Annotated in this window: 6 protein-coding genes; all 6 read right to left on the reverse strand. The window is 49.6% G+C overall.

Features of this window, described 5'->3' with window-relative positions:
* Window positions 1-18: 18 nt before the first annotated feature.
* Genes IEW26_RS03880 through IEW26_RS03905 form a run of 6 tightly spaced genes read right to left on the reverse strand, consistent with a single transcriptional unit; the run spans window position 19 to window position 24,603 of the window.
* Window positions 19-1,338 (reverse strand): aspartate aminotransferase family protein, encoded by a 1,320-nt coding sequence (locus IEW26_RS03880; protein WP_111268282.1) that lies wholly within the window; start codon window positions 1,336-1,338, stop codon window positions 19-21.
* Window positions 1,335-2,315 (reverse strand): ACP S-malonyltransferase, encoded by a 981-nt coding sequence (locus IEW26_RS03885; protein WP_188591290.1) that lies wholly within the window; start codon window positions 2,313-2,315, stop codon window positions 1,335-1,337. The genes IEW26_RS03880 and IEW26_RS03885 overlap by 4 nt, the downstream gene beginning before the upstream one ends.
* Window positions 2,312-3,469: an acyl-CoA dehydrogenase family protein gene (locus tag IEW26_RS03890; RefSeq protein WP_188591291.1), complete on the reverse strand. Its 1,158-nt coding sequence runs from the start codon at window positions 3,467-3,469 to the stop codon at window positions 2,312-2,314. Before IEW26_RS03890 ends, IEW26_RS03885 begins: the two co-directional genes overlap by 4 nt.
* The gene (locus IEW26_RS03895) at window positions 3,466-3,723 is read right to left on the reverse strand and encodes an acyl carrier protein (RefSeq protein ID WP_111268285.1); all 258 of its coding nucleotides are present in this window, start codon (window positions 3,721-3,723) and stop codon (window positions 3,466-3,468) included. The genes IEW26_RS03890 and IEW26_RS03895 overlap by 4 nt, the downstream gene beginning before the upstream one ends.
* Complete coding sequence (locus tag IEW26_RS03900; RefSeq protein ID WP_188591292.1) at window positions 3,720-7,856, reverse strand: beta-ketoacyl synthase N-terminal-like domain-containing protein; 4,137 nt, start codon at window positions 7,854-7,856, stop codon at window positions 3,720-3,722. The genes IEW26_RS03895 and IEW26_RS03900 overlap by 4 nt, the downstream gene beginning before the upstream one ends.
* Window positions 7,846-24,603, reverse strand: a complete 16,758-nt coding sequence (locus IEW26_RS03905; RefSeq protein ID WP_229729689.1) for a non-ribosomal peptide synthetase/type I polyketide synthase — start codon at window positions 24,601-24,603, stop codon at window positions 7,846-7,848. Before IEW26_RS03905 ends, IEW26_RS03900 begins: the two co-directional genes overlap by 11 nt.
* Window positions 24,604-24,621: the final 18 nt, after the last annotated feature.

Raw genomic sequence — 24,621 nt, forward strand, 5'->3', positions numbered from 1 at the left:
TCCCCTGTTAATCTGTCATTAGACAAGCTCGTCATAGATCTCTTTCATCTCGGCAATCGCCACAGGCACACGCTCGCTGAACCAGGCCACATCCTCCATGTCCAGCATAATATTGGGATACATACGAGATAGCGTAGATACCAGAATTCCGTGCTCGGCAAGCTTGTTATTTAACAAAATGTCAAAGGACATCAATTCAAACGTGTAATCGGCCGTATCCAGCAGCGGCTCTGTACAGCAATGGTACGAAGCACATCCCGGCGGACCTTGTACAACAAGTGGCAAACCTGCCTTTGCCGCCTCTTGCTTGAAAATGTCATGAATCATCTCGGCATGACGATTCATACGATTCATCGCTTCTCCTCCATTGCGGCCCAGCATTTCCAGCGTTGCCTTTACCGCGGCTGTGCCTAACGGATAACCGTTAAACGTTCCCGCATGAATGACTTTTTTGTCCACTAGAAGCTTCATGATATCCGCCCGTCCAACCAGCGCAGAGACAGGAACGCCGCCGCCAGCAATAGCTTTTCCGAGTGTGGTCAAGTCAGGTGTGACGCCGAAGAGCTGCTGGGCGCCGCCAAGTCCCATGCGAAAACCCGTAATGATTTCATCAAAAATGAGGACAACCTGGTGATCATCACACAATTTTCGAACAAGCTGCAGGTAACCGGGAGCTGGCATGACCCCTCCGCCATTCACACAGACCGGCTCCATAATTACAGCCGCAATGTCATGCCCGTGCTCAACAAACAGCTGCTCCAGACGGGCGGCATCATTCCAGGGCAGGAGATAAGATTGGGATTCCATCACATCTCTGGCCCTTCCTTTCGTCCCTTTCATGTCGCCTGGATAGTCGGAAGGTACAGGCAAGCCTGTACGAGGTGTCTTGCCCCCCATTATGTTGTCCGAGTTGCCATGATAGTGGCCTTCAAAACGGACAAAACGATTTTTGCCTGTCCAAGCTCGAGCAAGACGTAATGCATTCTGTACAATCTCCGTACCCGACAGCCCGAATCGAATCATCTCTGCTGAAGGCACATATTGGTGGATCAATTCCAGCGCCTCCGCATCCAGATCACAATGGCTGACCGAAAGAACACGATCAATCGTCTCCTTGAGACTGTCGTTATATTCCTCGTTACCGTGACCTACAATAAGCGCACCGAAGCGGGCATACAGGTCCAGATACTCGCGGCCGTTCATATCCGTCACTCTGCTCCCGGCAGCGCGGGTGAAGTGCAGCGGCGTCTCTTCCCACGGAAGATGAAAATTGTAATGCACGCCGCCGGGAAGCCGCTGCTTTACCCGCTGGTTATACTCCATCATCTCTGTAATCATCGGGCTCCACCTCCTCCAAATGGTTGAAACTCTGCCTTGCAACGTTCCAGCAGCCTTGATTGCTCCTGCGGATCATCCAGTGAGTAAACATTCATCAAGTTATCGTACTCGCCAAGCATATTTTTAACACTCTGGCCTGGTCCGACATCCATCCATACGGTGGCGCCTCTCAATTGAACTTGAGCCAATGCCTGAATCCAACGGATCGGCTGCAGCAGCTGGGCTGTTAGCAGCTTTGGAATATCCTCTGCTTGGTGAATGAGTTCTCCATGCACTGTAGAGCATATGGCGAATTCAGGTGCAGAGAAAGAAAGCCACGATACAATCTCTTCTATCTCAGGCTGAATAAAATGCATCAGTTCGCTATGGTAGGGTGCATCTGCCTTCATAGGCATCATGCGGAAAGGAATAAATTCCCCTCCAGCCTGATCCACCTTGTCGTCCAGCAAACGCAGGCCCTGTGCCTCACCCGCTACGACAAACTGGTTTGGTGAGTTATATCCGGAGATGGACACATAATGGAGATCACGAATACTTGCAACGATATGTTCGAGAGCTTTCTGCCCTATATCAACGACAATGCCTGCTCTGCCCCTCTGCTCTCGTACCGCACGATGCATTAATGCCCCGCGGGCAGCTGTAAAACGAATACCATCGGCAAACTTCAATGCACCTGCGGCGACCAAAGCAGCAATCTCGCCCAGACTGTGACCGATCGCGTAATCCGGCAAAATCCCTGACCGACGGGTGAAGGATTCAAACAGCGTGTAACTTGCAGCAAGCACAGCAGGCTGAGCATATTCTGATTGCGTTAACTGCTCAAGAGAGCCGGCCAGTACCAGTGCTCTCAGATCAAACCCCAGCGTCTCACTCGCCTCAGCAAAAATCCGCCTGGACTCCGGTTCTGTATTCAAGAGATCACCGCACATCCCGATGTACTGGCTTCCCTGACCCGGAAACAACGCACAGAGTGTCATACTGCGCCACCACGTTTGTAATAGGCCTTCAGTCCGTAGTGTGAGATCATCTCCTGCTGCATCTGAGAGGAGCCTTCAATAATCTCCAGTATTTTGGCCTCCTTATACAATCTGGACACCGCATAATCACTGCTAATTCCATTCGCTCCATGAACCTGAAGCGCATCATTTGCTACTTCAACGGCTACTTTAGAGGTGAAATATTTGGCGATCGTTGTTTCCATAATAGCTTGCGGGTCCTTCGCTTCCCTGAGCTCCGCAGCCCGCAGACATAGTGCTCTGGCTGCATGCACTTTCGTAACCGCATCACCGATCATGCCGCGAATCAGCTGGAAATGACTCAGCTTCTGATCAAACTGCTTCCGCTTCCGTGAATAGGTCACCATCGCATCAAGAGCCTCCTGCGCTATAGCCAATCCTGCCCAGGCAATGCTGTATCTACCCTGATCCAGCGCACCGCTTACGATGTATTCGAAGCCTTCATGAACGCGCCCGATCAGATGGCTTTTCGGCACACGAACCTCATGAAGGTCAATTTCAGCGAGTCCCGTCTCGCCGCCAACCATGACGCCTTCAATGGCCTCAGTCTGAACCCCCTCAAACTGGCGCTCAACCCAGAAGGCTGTACTACGCCCTTCCTGAGAGGCAATAATGATGAAGACATCTGCCACATGCCCGAATGTAATCCACTTTTTCTTTCCATTCAGCACGTAACTATCTGCTTCTTCTCGCCATGTGGTCTTCACACTTTTGGCATCTGACCCGACTTCTGGCTCTGTCAGACCAAAGGCGCCGATCCATTCTCCACTGACCAGCTTGGGCAGCCAGGCCGATTTTTGTTCAGGCGATCCAAACCGCACGAGCGTCTCACTTACCAGCGAAGTATGGACCGTCAGCAAACTGCGAACAGCAGGAAGTGCCTTACCGAACACTTCCGTCAACATTCCGTAGGCTTTGGCACCAAGCCCCAAGCCGCCATATTCACGCGGGATGGGAGCAGCCAAGTAGCCCTTTTCAGCCATAGCCGTGATGAGTGAACGGGGAATGGATTGCTGCTCCTGAATCTGCCGGACATATGGCCTGATCTCTTGTGCAGCGAACAGCTCGGCTTCATGAATAATCTCTTGCTCCTGCGTCACATCCAGCTCGATCATTCAACGGCCTCCCCTTGAAGCAGTGATTCATGGAGATAAGAGGCAAACTCGGTAATCGTTTTGTACTCAAACAAGGCAACAGGACTGATATCCACCTGCAGATGTTTGCGTGTACGATTGATGATTTTGAGTGCCTGAACCGAAGAAATCCCGATTTTCAGAAAATTCGTTTCTTCATCAATATCCTCCGGCTCCTGGTTTAACGCAGCTGCAATTTGGCTTTTCATAAACCCTTCAATCTCTTCTCTTGTCATATCAAGACCTCCGTTCCCTGATTCACATCAACCCAGTGTATGTGCGGCTCGAAAGGATGCGCTGGCAGATGAATCATCTGACCAGATCCATCCGGGTGCAGCTGTTCCCAATCCAGAGAAGCTCCGTGTACGTAGAGCTGTGCCAGCAGCAATGCAAGTTGTTGTTCCATAACAAGCGGTGTACCCGCAGACAGGTAAATCATCTTTTCCTTGCCCGTGCTTCCCGCTGGTATGAAGCCTTCATCGGTAGCCAGCATTATAACGAGGTCTGAACTTGGCATCGGGCTGGACATGTCTTGAACGCCCCCCGAAAGCATTTTGCGTACCAATGTTGATCGCTTGTCCGACTTCGCCGTGGAGTCAGCAGCTTGTTGCCGTTTGAACTGTGCCAGCAACTGTTCTTCACCTTCAACACCTCGAATGTCCTGAATGGAAGGTACAAGACGTACGAGTGTTTCCAGCAAACTCATCCATTCCCGTTGCTCCGCGGGCTGAAGCTGATTCCCGCCTACAACGATATTGATACGTGCGGCACGGGTTTTGGCTTTAAAGCCCGACTGCATGCTGCTCATGTTCCATTCCCCGTTGCTGCTTACGGTTATGGCGGCCCGGTAACGGTAATGTTTTCTATACCGGTTCCTTGTAAAACAAAGGTCTGCCGTACGCAGGTCCGTATGCTGCTGCATATGCTGTCTGGTGTTATGAATGAGCTTATGCAATGCCTGTTCTGTCTTTGCAGAGAAGGTTAGCAGATGCTCCCGTGCCGAATCATTCTCCCGAAGCGCCGGCGTCTTCCATTCCTCCACCACAATATGGGCATTGGTACCGCCAAGGCCGAACGAACTGATCCCCGCTTTACGCGTTTTTCCTTCAGGCACCTCCCACTTCCTGTGCTCATTAACGATATAGAAGGGAGACTGCTCCAGACGAAGCGCTGGATTAGGATGATCCATATGTAGACTCGGAACAAGTTCCTTGTGCTGCATACTAAGCAATACCTTCGCCAGGCTCGCTCCACTGGAGGCTGCAAATAGATGTCCGATATTGGTTTTGACTGAGCCAAGACCAATGGAGGTATCATTACCGTATCCCTTTTCCTGAAACAAGCGGAGTAGCGCATTCACCTCGATGGGATCTCCGATTCTGGTTCCTGATCCATGTGCTTCTATATAAGAAATCTCCTGCGGATTCAGGTTGGCATCGCGGTATGCTGCACGCAGCACTTCATATTGTCCCTGTGGATTCGGCGCCATAATTCCCAATGAATATCCGTCGTTATTCACGGCTGCCCCTCGAATCACACCATAGATGTGTTTATTAGCTCGAACTGCCTCTGTCAGCGGCTCCAGGTATACAACGACTGCACCCTCACCGATGACCGAACCGTCGGCCTCCTGGTCAAACACCTTCGTATGCTGTGTAGAAGAACAGATTCCTGCATTACGCGACAGCTGATGTACATAAGGTGTAGCGAGAATGCTTGCTCCGCCTACCACTGCACCAGAGATGCGTTTGTCCTGAATGGCTGCAATTGCCTGCGTCAACGCCACCAGAAATGAAGAACAGGCCGTATCAATCGCCAGTGCAGGACCAGTGAAGTTATATAAATGTGAAATAGAAGCAGCAGCGATATTAGACATGTTGCCAACCATCGCATGAGAGTGAACCTCGAACCCTTCACTGCGATTCATATAATCTACAACCAGATCAAAGTACGAGCTCGGGTTCATGCCCACATAAACGCCAACATCACGCTTATGCTCCTGATCCAGAATCATGCCTGCATCCTCAAGCGCTTCGTAAGCAACCTCAAGCAGCTTGCGATGCTGTGGGTCCATAAATGCTGCTTGTTCTGCTGGAATCTCAAAGAACTCGTGATCAAAGGTGTCCGGATGTTTTAATTCACCGATCCAGTCATCCCAATCCGGACGCCTGGAGCGTGCGGCGCGTTCCAGACTGACCCGATCCACGCTGTCCAGGCCTTCAACGAGATTGCTCCAGAATTGCTCTTGTGTATCTGAATCAGGCAACCTTAATGACAATCCCGTTATTGCAATAGCCCGGTGCACATTCAACTGATTATCTGCATGCAGTGTCTTTTCGAGCGGCTTGTGATCTTCAGGAAGCTCCTGAAGATACTCCACCATTTCCTGTACCGTTCTGCCAAAAACGAGGACTTCTTGTCCCAATTCACGGCCCATATGCGTAGACAATTTGTCTAGTAATTGATAGGCAACAATCGAGTTCCCTCCCAGAGCAAGAAACGGGGTATCCATTGCAACCTTCTCGATTGGCAATTGCAGGACTTCTGCCCAAGCGCTTCGTACCGTTTGCTCCAAAGATACAGAGTGAACAATCTCGGGAGTGGCCTGCGGTTTGTTTTGCTGAATCATCGCTTCAATCGCTTCAATATCCGGATTAAATGCACCATTCTCATATTCGTTTCTCAGCATAAATCGCTGCACCTTGCCACTTGTCGTTTTAGGGATAACCTTAATGGGAAGCACATGTGTGATCTCAATTCCAAGACCAGCTCTCATTCGATTCATCAGGTCCTGGCGTATGTCCAGAAACTGCGGAGTGGTCGATTTGTATTTCACAAATACAAGCAGTTCCTCGGTTTGTGTCACGCTGTTAAAATGTCCTACCACCGTCAGATTTCCTCTTGGAATACTACTGTTGCCATATAAAATCTCTTCCAGATCATGTGCATAATGATTCTGACCACGGATAAAAACGATATCCTTAATTCGTCCGCTCACCACCAGCGAACCATCTGCCATAAAACCAAGATCTCCTGTCCTGAGCCATCCGTCCACGAACAGCTCCCGGTTGACCTCAGGCAGATTGTAATACCCGGAAGTTACCGATTCACCGCGAATCTGGATTTCACCTACAACCCGCTCATCTACAACCTCTCCCTGCTCACTCGCTATCCGAATCTGGATTCCAGTCATGGGATAACCTTCATGCACAAATTCAATCATATCTGCCGGGTCATGATCAGCAGCATCAACTGCAACAGCTCTCCCATGCTGCACAAGCTCTTGGCGAGACAACCGCTCTATTCGCGGCTCTTCTCCCAGTCGCGAGGTACATACACCTACAGTGGCCTCGGCCATGCCGTATGCGGGAAACATCATCTCAGCGCGATAACCGCAGGAGCTGAATTTTTGGGCAAAGCGTTCAATAACTCTGGTCGAGATCGGCTCAGCCCCGTTCAAGGTCATGCGTAGTGAGGACAAGTCAAGGCTGGCCAGTTTGGAATCCGGGATCTTCTGAACCATCCATTCAAAGCCAAAGTTGGTGCAGCAAAACCATTTCCCCTGGTGCTCCGTAATTTTGCGCAAGAATAAATACGGTGATCGTACGAATGTATATGGAGACATCACCATCAGGTTTGCACCACTTATCACCGTTGTTAGATGTTGCCCGAACATTCCCATATCGTGAGTATGCGGCAGCCAGGTGAACACATTGTCCCCTTCTTCAGCACCAAGGAAAGTCTTGCAGGCAATGCTGTTAGCGATAATGTTGTAGTTGGTTAACTGCACCCCTTTGGGAATTCCCGTACTGCCTGATGAGAACTGCAGAAATACAATGTCTTCAGGAGATGTCAGGTTGATTTCAGCAAGGGTTTTACTCTTTTGCAGCTCGCCGACACTAATACATCTCAATCCATGGAATATGGCGCTCTGTGTCAACTGTGTATATTTAGGTAAAAAGACTTCTTCTACGATGACGGCCGGCCGATCGAGCACTTCCCATATTTTCGTGAATTTCTCCAGACCCGCCGAGCCAGGTTCCCAGGAGGCAGGAGGACTGACAGGGGCGACAATAATGCCGCCCAGCATGCAAGCCCAAAATGTGCGATAAAACTGCTGTGAATGATCAATTTCCAAAATAACAACTTGCCCTTTGCATATCCCGCTCTCAAGCAGGCCCTGCAAATACAAACGCCCTTGTCTCAATAGCTCAGGATACGATTCAAACTGCTCTTCACCTGATGAACTGATATACGTGATGCCCTTCTCCGGATGTGTATCAGCGATATACATGAGAAGTTCAGCAACTGTTGCATAATGCTCCGGCACAATCAACTCTGGCCCTCGTTGTATGGATCTACTGGACATGCTGCACCTCCATTGCCTCATTATGAACTTTCACTATCACGCCACTGCCAATCTGTTCCTCAATCTGTTGTTTCAACCGTTCGATGTCCAATCCTGTATGACAAGTCAAGTGTACATAAACGGCTTTTTCATCGTAATGCATGACCCACTCCATACTGGCCAGTCCTTGCACAGCATGTTCCTCACCCGTCAGCTCGGATTCCGGTACGGCCTCCTCACCGGAGATGAAGCCCTGGAAGTTGAACAGAATCAGCTGTCGCGGCTCCTCCGGAGTTTGTGTGTAAGCTGCATGAAGCTGTCTATGGATGCCCGTATATTGGGATGCAACGACCGGATCATGAGTGAGTGCCATAAAATTAAGGCGATGCTTTTTAATCCAGTCCAGATGCTGCATCAGATGCTCCTTGGAAAAATCATCATGCACAAGAAGTGGAATGAGATCCAGAAATTCTCCGACGTAATCGTAATAGGAGTTCTGTCCATACTCGCGTCCATAATGCACCAAAGCAATCGGCAGATGACTTATATTCAGGCACGAAGTAAGGATGTTCGCAAAAGTTGTAAAATGAGTCCACCAGACCTGCTCCGATTGCTCGCCTGTGGAAGCCGTAAGTGGTATTTCGACAGTCAACGCCGAAGGCGAGCCATGTCCTGAACTGCTCTTTAATTGATGCATTACATTGCTGTTATGATGGCTCCATGTCTGAATGGCAAACCGCTCTTCCAGATCGGCTTCGCTTATGCCAACAGGCCCCTGAGACAGCTCAAGCACATAATCTTCATACTTTCGCAGCTCGAATGTACGATTCATATCGCTTGCTGTCGTTTGTTGATTACGGATAACATCTGACTGAAGCTGCTGCTTGATGATCTCGGCACTCATTCCGTCAAAGGCAAGATGATCAAAGCCCCAAATCAGCTTATGCTCTGTGGCTGAAGTACGCAGAATGCATAGCCTCCATGGTAAGCCCTCCAGTACATAGGGCTGATGTAATATTGCCTGAACCAGCTTGTGCTCCAGTTGTCGCAATGCAGCAGGAGCATAGTGACAAACGTCAAGATATGGAATCAGCTGCAACAACATATTTGCTGCAAGAGACAGATCGCACTGATGCCAGCAGAGCATTTCGTCTTCCTTATATAGAACACTGTGCAGTAACTGATGGCGGGCAATAACCCCGAGGATCAGCCTTTTCACAGCGTATTCATGTAAAGGCGCCTCCAATGTAGTGATAAAACCGCTTGCTCGTGAAGTTGTGCAGGCATGTGCCTGCTGAATTGGAGAGATCGGGAATTGGCTTATGGCCGCTGTACCCGACATAAAACTTGAAACCTGACTACAATTGTTCAAGACATGTAAAACCAGGCTGTCCCGTTGCTTCTCGTGGAGTGTAAGATCTTGAGGTATTGTAATCGGAGACTGAATGTGCAGGCTTTCTTCAGCCAACATGGATGATTCGTCCATAGCTGATAATGATTGTGCCAACGCTCTGGCTGTATGATATTGGAATAATTCGCTCACGCTGATGGCAATTCCTTCTTTTGACAAAATTTGAGTTAAAGCAATCGCTTTAAGCGAATGTCCCCCATGCTGGAAGAAATGATCTGTTACGCCCAAGTGAGGATTATTCAAAATTTGTCTCATCGCATTCAGGATAATTCGTTCTGCATCCGTGCTTGCAGAATCTGCTGTAACATGGGTAGAATGCACTTTCGTCATGTCAGATAGAGCCTTCCGATCCACCTTGCCATTAGCGTTGATAGGCAGATGATCCATGCGCACAATCTGTGCAGGGACCATGTATTCGGGCAACCGTTTGTGCAGCTCTGTACGAACTTCGTCAACTGTTCGTTCAGTATTCGCTTCCGTTGTGTAAAACGCTGAAACGTATAAGCTGCCTGAAGCATCTGTTGCGGTCATCACAAAGGCATCCTTGACGCCTGGCTGCTGCTCAAGACAATTACTTATCTCTGACAGCTCAATTCGGAAACCTCTGATCTTGACTTGAAAATCGGAGCGTTCAATAAACATCAGGCTGCCGTCCATTCGACGCTTGACCATGTCTCCTGTACGGTACATCCGTTCTCCCTTACGGAAAGGATCTTCTACAAAATGTTTACGTGTAAGCTCTTCACGATTCAGATAACCGATGCCTACCGCATCCCCGCTAATGTATAACTCGCCAGGCACATTGACAGGTACAGGATTCAATTCTTCATCCAGCACATACAGAGCTGTATTGGACAACGGATAACCTATAGGAAGCGAGTCGGTATACGGCTCCGTTTGCTCCAGCAAATGATAGGAGGCAAAGAAGGTCGCTTCCGTTGGACCATATCCATTTAACAGCTTGCCTGGCCCTACACATGCAAGAGCTTTGTTCGCGTGGCTTACAGATGCGGCTTCCCCTCCAAACATCACCTGGCGAACGTTCTTCAGGCACTCCACATCCCAATCCACCAGCATATTAAACAACGAGGTGGTGATAAAAAATACAGAAATCTGCTGCTGACGAATCACACCTGCCAGACGAGCCATATCAAGAATGATGTCTTTTGGAATGAGTACCAGAGTAGCTCCATTTATTAATGAAGCAAAAATATCGAATATCGACCCGTCAAATGCATAATTGGAAACCTGTAACACCCGATCCTCAGGCACTACCGTCACAAAATTACTTTTTTTCATGACCTTGATAACATTGCGATGACTCATCACTGTGCCTTTGGGCATACCGGTTGATCCCGATGTGTAGATGATATAAGCCGGGTCAACCGCCTTCGTACGAACCTGTATGAACTGCTCCTCAGGCTCCCCAGTAACGACAGCTGTCAGTTCTTCAGCAGGCACCACCACATTCGCAACCACAGACCTCCATGCCGGAGCATACGCTGCTTCAGTCAAAAGCAAAGGCGCATTGCAATCCTGTAAAATATACTCCACTCGTGCTGACGGTGAAGCCGGATCAATCGGTACGTAGTGACAACCTGCTGTTAGTGTAGCAAGGATGCTGATCATCTGGATCGGTCCACGGTCCAGGAGCAAAGCGATACTTGAGCCTGATTGCACCTTACGTTCAAGTATTGTGGATACGAGCCTTTGAACATTAGCATGAACATCGGCATAGCTCCATTCCTCATCTCCCCATACCAGTGCTGTCTTGTAACCATGTAAACGAACCTGTTCCTCGAACAGTTCAGGAATCGTTGCTTCCCGTGGATAAGGCATCTGGTTTGCATTTACTCCGAACAGTAGCCATTCATGCTCTTCAGGCACAGTAAGTTTGATTTGACGAATCCGTTCAGCATCTCCCGCGATAATCTGGTTCAGAATATATTGAAATTTTTTCATCATGAGTTCCATGGAAGACAGATCGAACAATTCAGAACGATATTCCAGTTCAATCGTATACTGCTGCTGATGTTCAACTACTGTCCATGTCTGATCAAACTTGGCATCTACCTTGCCGTCGATCCAGGGTTCAACATGCAGACCTCCAGCTTCAGGATGATCTGTGCCCATGTTGATGTAGTTCAGCACAATGTCAAACAGCGGATTACGGTTCAAGTCACCGAACAACCCAAGCTGCTCTACAAGTGCTTCATACGGATATTGCTGATGTTGATAGCAGGATAACAGCTTGCTTCGAACCTCGTTCAAATACAGCTCCACAGGCTGATCCTTGTCCACTGTAGACCGTATAGCCAGCATATTCACAAACATGCCCATGACGTTCTCAAGCTCTGGCTTCTCTCTTCCCGCTACAGCTGTACCAATGACCAGATCTTCTTGTCTGGTGTATTTCCAGATCAGAACATTCAATGTGGCCATGAAAAGCATGTATGGAGTGAATGCCTGTCTTGCACAAAATTCGTTGATCTGAGCACTTAACGATTCCTCAAGCTCAGTGCTGATCCGTTCTCCTTGATGGGACAACACTGCACGTCTCGGGTGATCCGTAAGCAATTCAACAGGTGCAGGTACATCCCCAAACTCCTGCAGCCAGAACGCCACATCTTCAGCAGCATGCCGTTCAGATGTCGATGAATCAAGCCATTCGGCATAATCCTTGTACTGAAGTGTTAAAGGCTCAAGGGATTCCCCTCTGTACAGGCGGGCAAATTCCTGCATCAGAATTGCAATCGAGCTCTGATCGGAGATGATATGGTGCATGTCGATGAACAGAATATGTTCCTCTTCTGCAAGACGCGCAAGCTTTACGCGAACCAGCGGTGCACGGGTCAGATCAAAAGGCTGTATCCACTCGCTCAGCTGTTCTGGCTCTGCTTTTTCCAGCTCCAGCAATTCCACAACACTGCCAACCTGTTCCTCGATGATCTGAACCAGCTCACCCTCCACCATCTCGAATCGGGTTCGGAACGCCTCATGCCGCTGTACGAGAGCATCCATAACCGCGATAAATCGAGCAGTATCCAGCTCCCCTCGCAGCCTGTACGAGCTTGCGAGATTATAGGCAGTGCTTTCCCCCTTCAACCACTCATGAACAACAAACATTCGTCTCTGTGCCGAGGTGGTCTGGTATCTGTCTTTCAAGGCTGCTGGGATAATAGGTCGTCCTGTCGGCTCTTCACCTGTAGATTGCTGTTCATGAATCCTTTCCACCATGCGAGCCAGCACCGAGTATTCAAAAACATCGTCCAGGCCCATCGACACACCGAACATATCCTTGATGCGGGATGCCAGAGAGATCGCCTTCAGGGAATGCCCTCCAAGCTGGAAGAAATCATCCTCAGAGTCTACAGTCTCGCAACCAAGCAGTTCCTGCCACAGCTTTGCGGTTACTTCGTATATCTCATCGCTGCTCCACCGAACCCCGGCCTTGTGATTCTGCGACAAATCTGCTGATGATGCCGTTGCATCCACTGTTTGGGGCGTGCCTGTAAGCAGATACAGCGGAACGTCATGCTTATGGACAATCGGATCAAACGAATAAGTCGGTAGAGACACTTTTTGCCCAGACCCTTGTCCATTCACTTGCTCCCAGTCCAGTTCCATGCCCAGGCACCAGCATTGTCCCAATGTTTTCATAAAATAAATATCCGCCTCGAGTAAACTGGATCGATCTCCGGTAAGCGAAACAACCTGTGCTTCCTTCAAGTCAGGCCTCCACACTTGTTCAAGCTTTGCCTCCTGCGCCGGATACGTGATCATCCAGAGTGTGCTTTCGGGAAGAGATAGAAGACCCTCTTGGGTTAATAACGGGAACTTGGACGCTGCCCTGATGAACGGCAAAACATGAGATGCCAGCTCAGCAACAGAATTCTCCATACCATGTTCTGTCCCGCTGCCTCTTGACGCATGTAATGCATCACTCAAAGCTCCGTCTTGGGATGACCATTCATGCCAGTTATACAGCAGACGCACAGCTTGAACCGGCTCAAGCGCATCACCGAGAACCAATCCCACCAATTCACCGATCCCTTGCCCGTATATCACATCTGGTTGTATTCCTGACTGAAGGAGCGTGGCGAACAAAGCGTGCTGAACTACAAAGCAATACATGCGTTCCAGGCGTGCTTCACGAATCGGCCGACCTATGCTCTGACGAATTGCATATTGCTCCTTCGCTTCAAACAGGTCCAGCATACGATCGAAGTGCTGGTTGAATCGTTCAGATATGTGGCTGCGATAGCTTGAAGCATACATTTCGCGAATCATGCGGGGCTCCCAGGCAGCATCCCCACCGATGTAAAACACTACTTGTCTTCTGGATTGCTCCACGCTACCCTGTGCCTCAACCTCATACAGATCATCGCCAGAAGGGATAACCCCCTCAGCCACCACAAGCGTTTTGCGATGATTGAACCTGCTTCTGCCCGTCTGCAGCGTCCATGCCGCATCGGACAGCTGCTCTGGCATTTTCTCCAGTGCCTGTATAACGGAATGGTAGGTCCGTTCCAAAGCAGCTTCACTCTTCGCCGAGAAAGGAAGCAGCAGCAAAGGCTGATACACAGCCTGACCCTCCAATGGAGGTGCCTGCTCTAATACAACATGGGCATTCGTGCCACCGATACCAAAGGAGCTGACGGCTGCACGCAGCACCTGTTCCTTATTTTCGAAATGCTGCGGGTCCCGGTTGATATAAAAAGGACTACGCTCCAGCTCCAGCATCGGGTTGGCTCTGTCCATATGAATCTGCGGCGGAACGGTACGATGATGCAGCGTTAGAACCGTTTTGATAAACCCGGCAACGCCTGCCGCAGCATCAAGATGGCCTATATTCGCCTTGACCGAGCCAAGTGCGCAATAATTTTGCTTTTCCGTCTCCCAAGACTGTCGAAGTGCTTCAATCTCGATCGGATCTCCCAGCTTGGTGCCGGTCCCATGTGCCTCCACATAGCTGATCTCATCAGGAGATATGCCTGAGCGTTCGAACGCTGTCTGGATTACGTTCACCTGACCGGAAACACTTGGCGCGGTATACCCGATTTTGTGCAAACCATCATTATTGATCGCCGAGCCTTTGATCACTGCAAATATTTGATCACCATCCCGCTGCGCTTCACGAAGCGGTTTCAGAACAACCATGCCGCACCCGTTCCCGGAAACGGTACCTGACGCCTGTTCATCGAACGGTCTGCAATGCCCGTCTTTGGAATAAATCATGCCCTCGTGCCAGTGATAACCCTCTCGCAGCGGATAAGAGATGGACACACCTCCTGCAAGCGCCACATCACACTCCCCACGGATCAGAGACTCTGCCGCCTGGTGAATCGCTACGAGAGATGTTGAGCATGCGGTCTGTACAGCCATACTCGGACCTCTAAGATTCAGCTTATGGGATATACGAGTCGTAATATAATCCTTCTCATTCAGCGTCATCGCTTCAAAGGCTTGCAGAAGGTCGCCTGAACGCCCCAGAAATTGAACCATCCAAGGCAAGCTTGATCCGCTTCCGGCAAATAAGCCGATAGAGCCTGAGTAGCGATACGGATCACAGCCTGCGTGCTCAAGCGCTTCCCAGGAGCATTGGTGCAGCAGTCGAATCTGCGGGTCCATCAGATCGGATTCCTGATGCGGATATTCAAAAAACTCGGAATCAAAAAACTCCGTATTCTGCAGCACACCTTTGGCCCGCACATAATCAGAATGCGTATACTCTTCCGGCCTCACACCTGCCGCGCTAAGTTCCTCTTCAGTCAAGCGAACAATGCCTTCCTCGCCTGCCATCAGATGATCCCAGAACTCATCTATATTGCTTGAACCCGGAAAACGCCCGGCCATGCCGATCACAGCAATATCCGTTGAGGAAACAGCAATGCTTCTATTTTTCATGTCCGGGTCTGCTTGCATCTCGAACCCATGCTCTTCCATTCTGCTCTGCTCCTGCACCAAACCTTCTTCGGCCTTGTCCATATCCATCGAAGTCAATCTCTGTTCAGGCATCAGGTGATCTACCAAAGCTGCAATAGAAGAGTGCTCAAACAGCTGCACAAGCGGGATATTTTTCCCCAGATACGCATTTAACCGATTATTGATTAAAATAAGGCCCAGCGAGTTGCCGCCAATATCAAAAAAATGCTCATGTACGTCAACATGATCCCGCTTCAGCATATCCTTCCATGCGTCAATCAGCATGTGTTGCAGCTCTTCACGAGTCTGCTTTTGGCTGGTTGGAGAGGCAGTGACAGCTGTGACAGACGAATCTGACATGTGAACTGCTGCTTGAACATAGTCAGAGCTTTGCAGGGCATTCCGATTCAATTTGCCATTCGGCAGAATCGGCAGCTTCTCCAGACGGATCAGACGGGATGGCATCATATAATGAGGCAAACTTTGCTTTAGCCACGCCCGCAGCTGTGCCTCCTTCTCTCCCATGGCAGACGCATTAACGTCCGGCTTCATACTGTAGTAAAGAATGATTTGCAGCTGCTCAGGCTGCTCCCCCTCTGCCTTTACAACGGCTTCCCGCACCCCTGCATAACGCAGGGCCATCTGTTCAATCTCGTTCAGTTCAATCCGATATCCTCTGATCTTCACCTGCTGATCCAGACGCCCGGCCAGTTCGACCTCTCCGCTCGGCAGGATGCGGGCCAGATCACCCGTTCGATACACTCGCCCTCCCAAAGCAGGCGCATAATCCATGAATTTGACGTTTGTCTCGGCCATGTTGTTCAGGTATCCGCGCGATAACCCCAGACCCGCAATGCAGAGCTCGCCGAAATTCCCTGGAGGCAGCAGTTCACCTTGATCATCTAAAATGTACAGCTCAGTGTTGGCGATTGGCTTGCCAATCGTAATCAGATCAGGTTCTATTAATTCTTTGGTCGTTGACCAAATTGTTGTTTCTGTAGGTCCATACATATTAAAGAGACGGGCAGAGGAATTCTTTTTCACATCCGCCAATAGCGCTGCAGGAACACTTTCTCCCCCGGTGAGTACACAGCGAAGCTGCGGAAGGATCTTGGCAAACTCCGTATTCTCCACAAACGCCTTGATACGTGATACCGTACTGAGAATGTGTGTAATGCCGTGTTCCCGTATTCGCTGTGCAGCAAGTACCGGATCAAGCTGCTCCTGCTCGTCTGCCAGATAAAGCGAGTAGCCTGTACATAGCGGAGCCCACACTTCAAAACCAAAAATATCAAATGAAATCGTGGTGACACTGATCATACGGTCTGTTTCATGTGCAAAAATCTTTCGGTGTCTGATGTCCTCTATAAAATTAACAATCGCCTCATGAGGGATCATGGCCCCTTTAGGCCGGCCTGTCGAGCCGGATGTAAAGATGACACAAGACAAGTCTGATGACAGCACGTCCACATTCGGGTTGAGTGTTGAACGTTCAGCAGCAGCAGGCTCATAAACGAGGCGAGCTCCTTCATATCCCAATATGTCCGCTTCATCAGAAGTGCACAAAAGCAGCTTCATGCAACTATCCTCCATCATGTTCAGTATGCGCTGTGACGGAAATGACGGATCAAGCGGCACATAAGCCGCACCTGCTTTGAGCACTGCAATCAACATAATAATCAGAGATTCATTCCGTTTGCATAAGATACCAACAGGCTCGTCCCTGCGTACCCCGTGATCCACCAGCTTTCGGGCTAAAGCATTAGCTCGCTCGTTAAGCTCTGCATAGGTTAGCGCCTTCCCGGAGGATACCAACAGAGCTATTTGGTCAGGTGTACGTTTTGCCTGCTGCTCAAACAACCGATGCAGGCTTAGTGTACGATCGTACTCCAGAAGGGGACCCGTCAGCCGGTGAAGACCTAGACCATCTTCAGAAGGATTCTCCGCTTTATCATAAAACCTGCTCAACGGCAACTCGGGCTGCTGCGCTATCTGTTCACAGATTCCGATAAATTGCTGGATCATATCCTCTATCGTTTGCATTTGGAACAAGTCCGTTGAATATTCGATATATCCTTCGATCACCTGCTGTTCCCTAAGCTCCTGACATGTCAATAGCAGGTCATAGGTTGAGGTGCCCGTCTCCACTGGAACGGAGCTGAACTGTAAACCATGCAGTTCCAGATCATGCAGCTCCATATTTTGATAATCAAAACATACATCGAAAATAGCGTTCCGGTTCATTTCGCGTTTGAATCCAAGCTGTGTCACCAGTTCGTTGAAGGGATAATCCTGATAGGCAAACGCATCAAGTGTGTGCTGTTTAAGCTCGCGTAAAAATGCGCTATACACCCGGTTCGGGGCAGGAAAATTACGCATCGGGATCATATTGACAAACATGCCGACCGTTTCCTTCCATTCCTCTTGCAGCCTTCCGGCTACGGGTGTTCCTATAACAATGTCATGCTGACCTGTTCGGCTCGCAAGCAGCATATTCCATACACTCAGCATCACCATATACATCGAAACTTCATTGGAGGAAGCCAGCTTATGCAGACGCGCTGTAAGTGAGCGGCTCAATGTGAAATGAACACGTTCCCCCTTCATGGATCGCTGCGTTGGACGATCATAGTCAAGTGGAAGCTCCAGTACAGGCGGTGCCGTGTCGAAACGTTCCAGCCAGTAAGCCTGATGAGGCTGATAAACCTCTGAGGCCAATCGCTGCTGTTGCCATACTGCATAATCTTTATAATGTAAACGTACTGTACGTTCCTCGCCAAAATACAAAGCGTTAAAGTCACGCGTTATCAGCTCAACCGAAGTGCCATCCGCGATAATATGATGAATATCAAAGAACAACAGATGCTTGCGCTCTCCTGTTTTGATCAGCTTCACCCGCATAAGTGGGGCTTGGTGTAGTGCAAAAGGACGGATCAAGGTCTGAATATATGAAGACATCGCCTGTTCATCGGACAGATGCTGCTCGGCATAAGCAAAATCTATAGGAACCGATGGGTGAACAACCTGCACAACCTGGTCGCCTCGTATCTCGAATGTTGTTCTAAGCGCCTCGTGACATTGCACCAGCTTCTCCATTACGGCTTGCACTTTGGCCACATCGAGATCTCCCTCAATGAGTGTGGCTGACGGCAAATTGTAAGCTGTGCTGTCCGGCTCCAGTATGGATTGGGTGAACATACGCATCTGAGCAGACGAGATCGGGTAAGCATCCATAACCGCTGCGGGCTGAATCATATGCTGCTGGGCTTGCGGCTCCAGCATGCCATATAGATGTTCCGCCAGTTGAGCCGGTGTTGCATGGTTGAACACATCGGCTACTTCTGTCTGAATCCCGATGGCAGACCGAATGGACGCAGACAAGCTGACTGCTTTGAGTGAGTCACCGCCAACGGCAAAGAAATTAACCTGCTCCTCCAGATCAGGTATGCCAAAAATGGATTTATACGCCTCAAGCACCACCTGCTTCATCGCTTCCAGGCTGCCTGTATAACCTTGCGCCGCGGAATAAGAAATGCTGCTGTACTGCTCACTGGCTTGCTGTGTCCGCTGCCCGGTATAACTTGCTTCTACGGGCGGACCGCCAATCAATGATTGATTAATCGGATAATGCTGCTTATCGAATTGATACGTTGGCAAAGAGCATTTGCGACGTACTGTCTGTCCTCTGAGTACCTTCCAATCCGGTTCAATGCCCTCACACCATAACTCGGCGATTCTGCGGCTGGTATACAGACTGTCCTGTTCGTTCTCTCTGACATGACGCAGCATATTCAATACGATATGTGTATCCCTGGACTGAATATGCTGTCTCACAAAAGAGCTCAAGGTGCGTCCTGCACCCACTTCGATGAACACGGCATGTTCGTCCTTTAACAACTCGTTCAGATTCGCTTCAAAGAGTACAGGTTGTAAAATATGCTTTGCCCAATAATTCGGACTTGTAATTTCGTTTGAATTCGCCCATGTTCCGCTCGAATTCGAAAGCAGGGGAATGTCCGGGCTATGAAGCGAATAAGCGGCCAGGCGCTGCTCAAACTCAATCGCAGCATCATTCATCATCGGGGTATGGAACGCATGTGAGGTTTTCACACGAATGCATTTCCAACCCAGTGCTGCAGCCTTTTCTTCCATTCGACCAATAGCCTCTGCCGTCCCGCCAACCACACTGGAGCCCGACGTATTGACCAGAGCCAACCACAAATCCCCGTCCAATTGAGACTTCACCAGCTGTGAATCCTCCATAATGGCCAGCATGACACCTGGCTGCTGCTGCTGCATCAACCGTCCGCGCAGCCTTACAATCTGGACTGCGTCCCGCAAGTTGAATACCCCTGCCACCACAGCCGCTGTCAGTTCACCAATGCTGTGTCCAATCATGCCATCCGGTTGAATACCGAGTTCCTGCAAAGATTTAGCCATAGCGTAGCCGGTCATAAACAATGCAAATTGACTGTATTCAGTCTGATTCATTCGTTCAGGCTGCTGATCACCATAAACAACGGCCATCATATCTTCGCGCTCGTTCTCAGGAAGCAAATCCAGAATTTCCTGAACATATCTGCGGAACAGTGGGGCTATACCCGCTTGCTCTGCCGATTGATACAACCCGGCTCCCATCCCTTGATACTGGCTGCCCTGCCCAGGGAACATAAAATATACAGGGCGCCGAACACGCGGCGAATGAACAATTTTAGCCTTTTTCAGCTGCTGCATGTACTGCTCGGAATCATCCTTCCAGCTCTTATCCAGAATGAGTGCCTTGCGATACGGAAAATGAGTGCGCCCTGCCTGTAATGTCCATGCTGCGTCCGAAACGGATTGCTGCGGATGCTGCACCAGATGCTCCACGATTCGTTCAGCAGTGCGGTTCAGCGAAGACTCTGTTTTGGCTGAAAAAAGCAATACATTCACATCATCATCGGGACTACACTTTTCCATCTCTGGAGCCTCCTCCAACACCATGTGGGCATTCGTGCCTCCCACACCAAATGAATTGATACCTGCACGGCGAACACCTGCTTTATTCCGATTCCACTCCACCCCTTCCGGGCTGACTTTGAAGGGAGTGCTTGCAAAATCAATCTTGGGATTCGGCTGCTCGTAATTAGCCGTACCCGGAATATAATTGTGATCAAGACTAAGCGCTACTTTAATCAGGCCGACTACACCCGCAGCCGTATCCATATGTCCCACATTGCCCTTCACCGAGCCGAGATAACAAAACTGCTTCTGATCGGAGGCAAACGCACGTGTCAGAGATTCGACCTCAATAGGGTCACCCAGCAGCGTTCCTGTGCCATGGGCTTCAATGTAACTGACCGTTTCAGGATCAACGCCAGCAGCCTGATACGCATCCTGAATGACCTCGGCCTGTCCGCTTACGCTTGGAGCAAGGAAGCTGAGCTTGTCCTGCCCGTCATTGTTAATGGCAGAACCTTTAATGACACCGTAAATATGGTCTGTATCTCGCAAAGCATCCGTCAACCGCTTCAGGACCACAATGCCCATTCCATTGGAGAACACCGTACCACTCGCCGCAGCATCAAATGGTCGACAATGACCATCCGAGGCAAACATCATGCCGTCCTCGTATACATACCCGCCTTCATTCGGCAGCTCGACGGTGATTCCCCCCGCTACAGCGACATCGCATTCACCAACCATCAAGGATTGACAGGCCAGATGCGGAGTCACGAGGGAGGTTGAGCATCCTGTCAGAGCGGTATATGCAGGTCCTTTAAAGTTCAGCTTATAAGCCATACGTGTAGCCAGGAAATGATTGGTGCTCAGTGTGAACGCCTCGTATTTGCTGCTGTATCCCGCATCATTGAACAGCACTTGACGATACCATTCGAAATCGTCCGATCCACCAAGGAACACACCCACTTTTCCTGCTTCATCGGGTTTGCAGCCCGCGTCCTCAAGCGCTTCCCAGATTCCCTGATACATCAATCGAAACTGGGGAGACATCAGCCTGGCTTCACCAGGTGTATAGTCGAAGAAACCTGCATCGAATTGCTCAATGCCATTCACCCGTCCCTTAGCCTTCACATACCGCGGCGAACGCAGCAGCGCTTCGTCTACACCAAGAGCTCTCAGCTCTTCATCACTGTAAAAATGAATACTCTCCTGACCAGCCACCAGATTCCGCCAGAATTCACGAATATCCTCCGCTCCCGGCACGTTCACTGCTATGCCTACAATGGCAATATCCTCACGCAGAATACCGCCTTTTCGTTGAAAACGTTCCTCACGCGAGTCAGGTGACGGCGCGGCTTCCCGGTTCTGCTGCAGAGCTGCGAACTGCCGCAGTATAGGATGCTCGAAGAAGCGGGGAACAGGAAAGTCCATAGCAGTGCGATGTTTCAAGCGATTATGTGCCTGAATAACGGAAAATGAATTTCCACCCAATTCAAAAAAATGGTCGTCTCTTCCGACCCTCTCCACACCCAACACCTCAGCCCATACGGCAGCAATTTCCAGCTCCAGTTCTGTAGCAGGCGCAACGTAAGCTGTGCTGGAGGTATGTGTGTGTGTTGTGTCAGCGATCAGGGCATTCCGGTCCGTTTTGCCGCTGCTATTCAACGGAAATTCGGTTTTATGTACAAATACAGATGGGATCATATACGCAGGAAGTGATTGCGACAGATGCTCTCTCAAATCATTCACAGGCCATTCCTGTTCGGACAGATAATATGCGTAAAGTGAGCCGGACCGACCCTCTGATGATTTCATAACAACGACCGTCTGAATGATTCCGGGATAGGTAGAAAGGGTATTTTCAATCTCCCCGGTCTCCAGTCTGGCCCCCTGAATTTTCACCTGGAAATCAATGCGCCCCAAATATTCAATCGTTCCGCTTGGCAGGGAGCGAACCATATCCCCTGTGCGATACATCGTTTTGAAATAGTCCGGGTCCTTCTTGTCGTCATAAAAAGGATTAGGCACAAATTTCTCCCGGGTCATCTGTTCCAGATTCAAATATCCTCGCGCAAGACCTACACCGCTCAGACACAATTCACCCGGAATACCCAGGGGCTGCAGCTTGTCCTGTTCTCCGACGACATACCACCTTGACTCATTAAGCGGCATACCAATAGGAATATTGCCAGTGCCCTGGTAAGAGCTCAGCGGATAATGGGAGACCCAGATCGTACATTCCGTAGGGCCATACACATTTTCCAGACTGGCACGGATATTTAAACGATCAAATTTGTTAAGAATGTCTGGTGTGACCGCCTCTCCGCCCACGAAAATCCACTTCAGTGTATCCAATTCCGAAAGATCGTGGCGAAGCTCCATTGTTTCGAGAAAAAGACGGAATAAGGTCGGTACAAAATTGATGTGGGTTACCTGATGCTCAGCTATAACAGATAATATGCGGGAAGGGTCCTTCTCCGCTTCTGGCGGCAGAATGCTTAAAGTGCCCTCACCCATAAACCAGCCAAACAACTCCGTACAGGACACATCGAAGGTATAGGCTGTTTTGAGCATATACACGTCATTGGCTTGTACCGGGAATCGACGTTCCAGATCCAGCAGCGTATTTACAACGCTATGATTTTCGATCATGACCCCTTTGGGTTTGCCGGTTGACCCGGATGTATACATAATGTACGCAAGGCTGTGAGGATTTAACGTTTCTTCGAGATTTGTACTGTCTCCGGTAAATACGTTTGCATCTTCGGTGTAGATGTAGTGAGCGGCAAGCGATTCGTCCTCTACCTCATGCCGCCGGGCAATGACGATGGAGATATCCGCATCCGATAAAATATAGGCTTTTCTGGATACCGGATAGGCCGGGTCCAGAGGAACAAACGCACAGCCCGCTTTCAACACAGCAAGCAAAGCGATAACCATCTCGGAAGAACGCAGCATTTGTACGGCGACTGCCTCATTTTCGGTTCTTTTTCTTGCAACAATCTGTCTTGCCAGTTGATTGGCCTTTGCATTTACCTCTGCATAGGTATGTTTCTTCTGTTGTTCGAGCAATGCAATTCGCTCAGGGTAGTGCGCCACTTTGGTGTGAAAAATATCTATGATGTGCTGCGGGGTATAAGGGAAATACGAAGTTTGGTTGAACTGCTGCAGCAATTGCTCCTGCTCGTCCTGCATCAGAAGACTGTACTCGCCAATGCGCTGCTCCGGTGTGGTTACGATCTGCTGCATCAGGTGCAGGAAACGCTGTCCCATGCGCTCCATGGACTCAGCACGGAACAAGCTCGGTTTATATTGCAATTTCAATTGTGTGCCCTTGGAGGTACTATTCAGGATAACCATCAGATCACCCGGAAATGTCACCATATCCTGCTCCACGAGCCTCGTTCCCGGCAGATCCTCTTCATACGAATCGTAGACAAAGGAAACATCAAACACCGATGGTGAACCCGGCTGTACCTGCATCATGCTGTCTCTCACAATCAGGTTATTGGGATATCCAATATGTTTGTAGGTGTCCATCCAGGTCGCTGTTACCTGCTCAAGCAGAGATCGAAACGACGATTCAGCATCAATCTGGAACCGCATCGGCAGCATATGTACAAAACATCCAATCGTCTCCTCCAGATCGAAGCCGGGACGATGGGAATACGGGGACGCAAAGGTGATATCCGGTTTGCCTGCATATTTGTTAAGGAGAACACTGAAGGCCCCCATGAAAAACATAAATACAGTGACCTCATGATCTCTGGACATCTGGGTGATATCCGACATTAACGCTTCAGGTATGTCAAAACGAAGCTCATGCCCTACTCCGGCTTGTGAACTGCCAGCGGGGTAATCATGCGGCAGAGCCAGCGGCTCAGCTCCTTGCATTTTGGATAACCAGAAATCACGCTCCCGGTTATACTTGTTCTCTTGCAGCTTTGTATTCTCCGCAGCGATGTAGGAGATGAAGCCCTCATCCTGTTTTACATCAACCGGCAGGTCCTTCAGCATGCAATTGTACCAATAGAAAAGTTTGTTTTTCAAAAGTTCAAGTGACAATCCATCACAGATTAAATGGTGTATACACAGGGTGAGAATATGCTCGTCCTCATCCATATGTATCAGCATCATTCGAAATAGCGGGCCCTGCTCCAGTACAAAAGGAGATTGAATAAACGCCTCTATGGAGGCCTTCATCTGTTGGTGCCTCTCATCCTGATGCACATCGCGCAGATCCCGCAAGATCAGTGCGTATTCCATATCATCCTGGATGGATAGAACAGGTCGATCCTGATGTATCTGAATATGCGTGCGCAGCACGACTTGTTCATACATCAGCATTGTAATGGAGCGGCGAAAGGTTTCAAGCTGAAGTCCTTCTATCTGTATCGAAGCTGAGATGTTATACGAAGAAGGATCATTCACTTGACAATCGAAATAGATCCCTTTCTGCGTTTCGGAGAGTTCCACAGTTTTACGTACCATCACGACCACACCTCATTC

It is taken from the genome of Paenibacillus silvae, assembly GCF_014639235.1.
In the GTDB taxonomy this organism is placed as follows: domain Bacteria; phylum Bacillota; class Bacilli; order Paenibacillales; family Paenibacillaceae; genus Paenibacillus; species Paenibacillus silvae.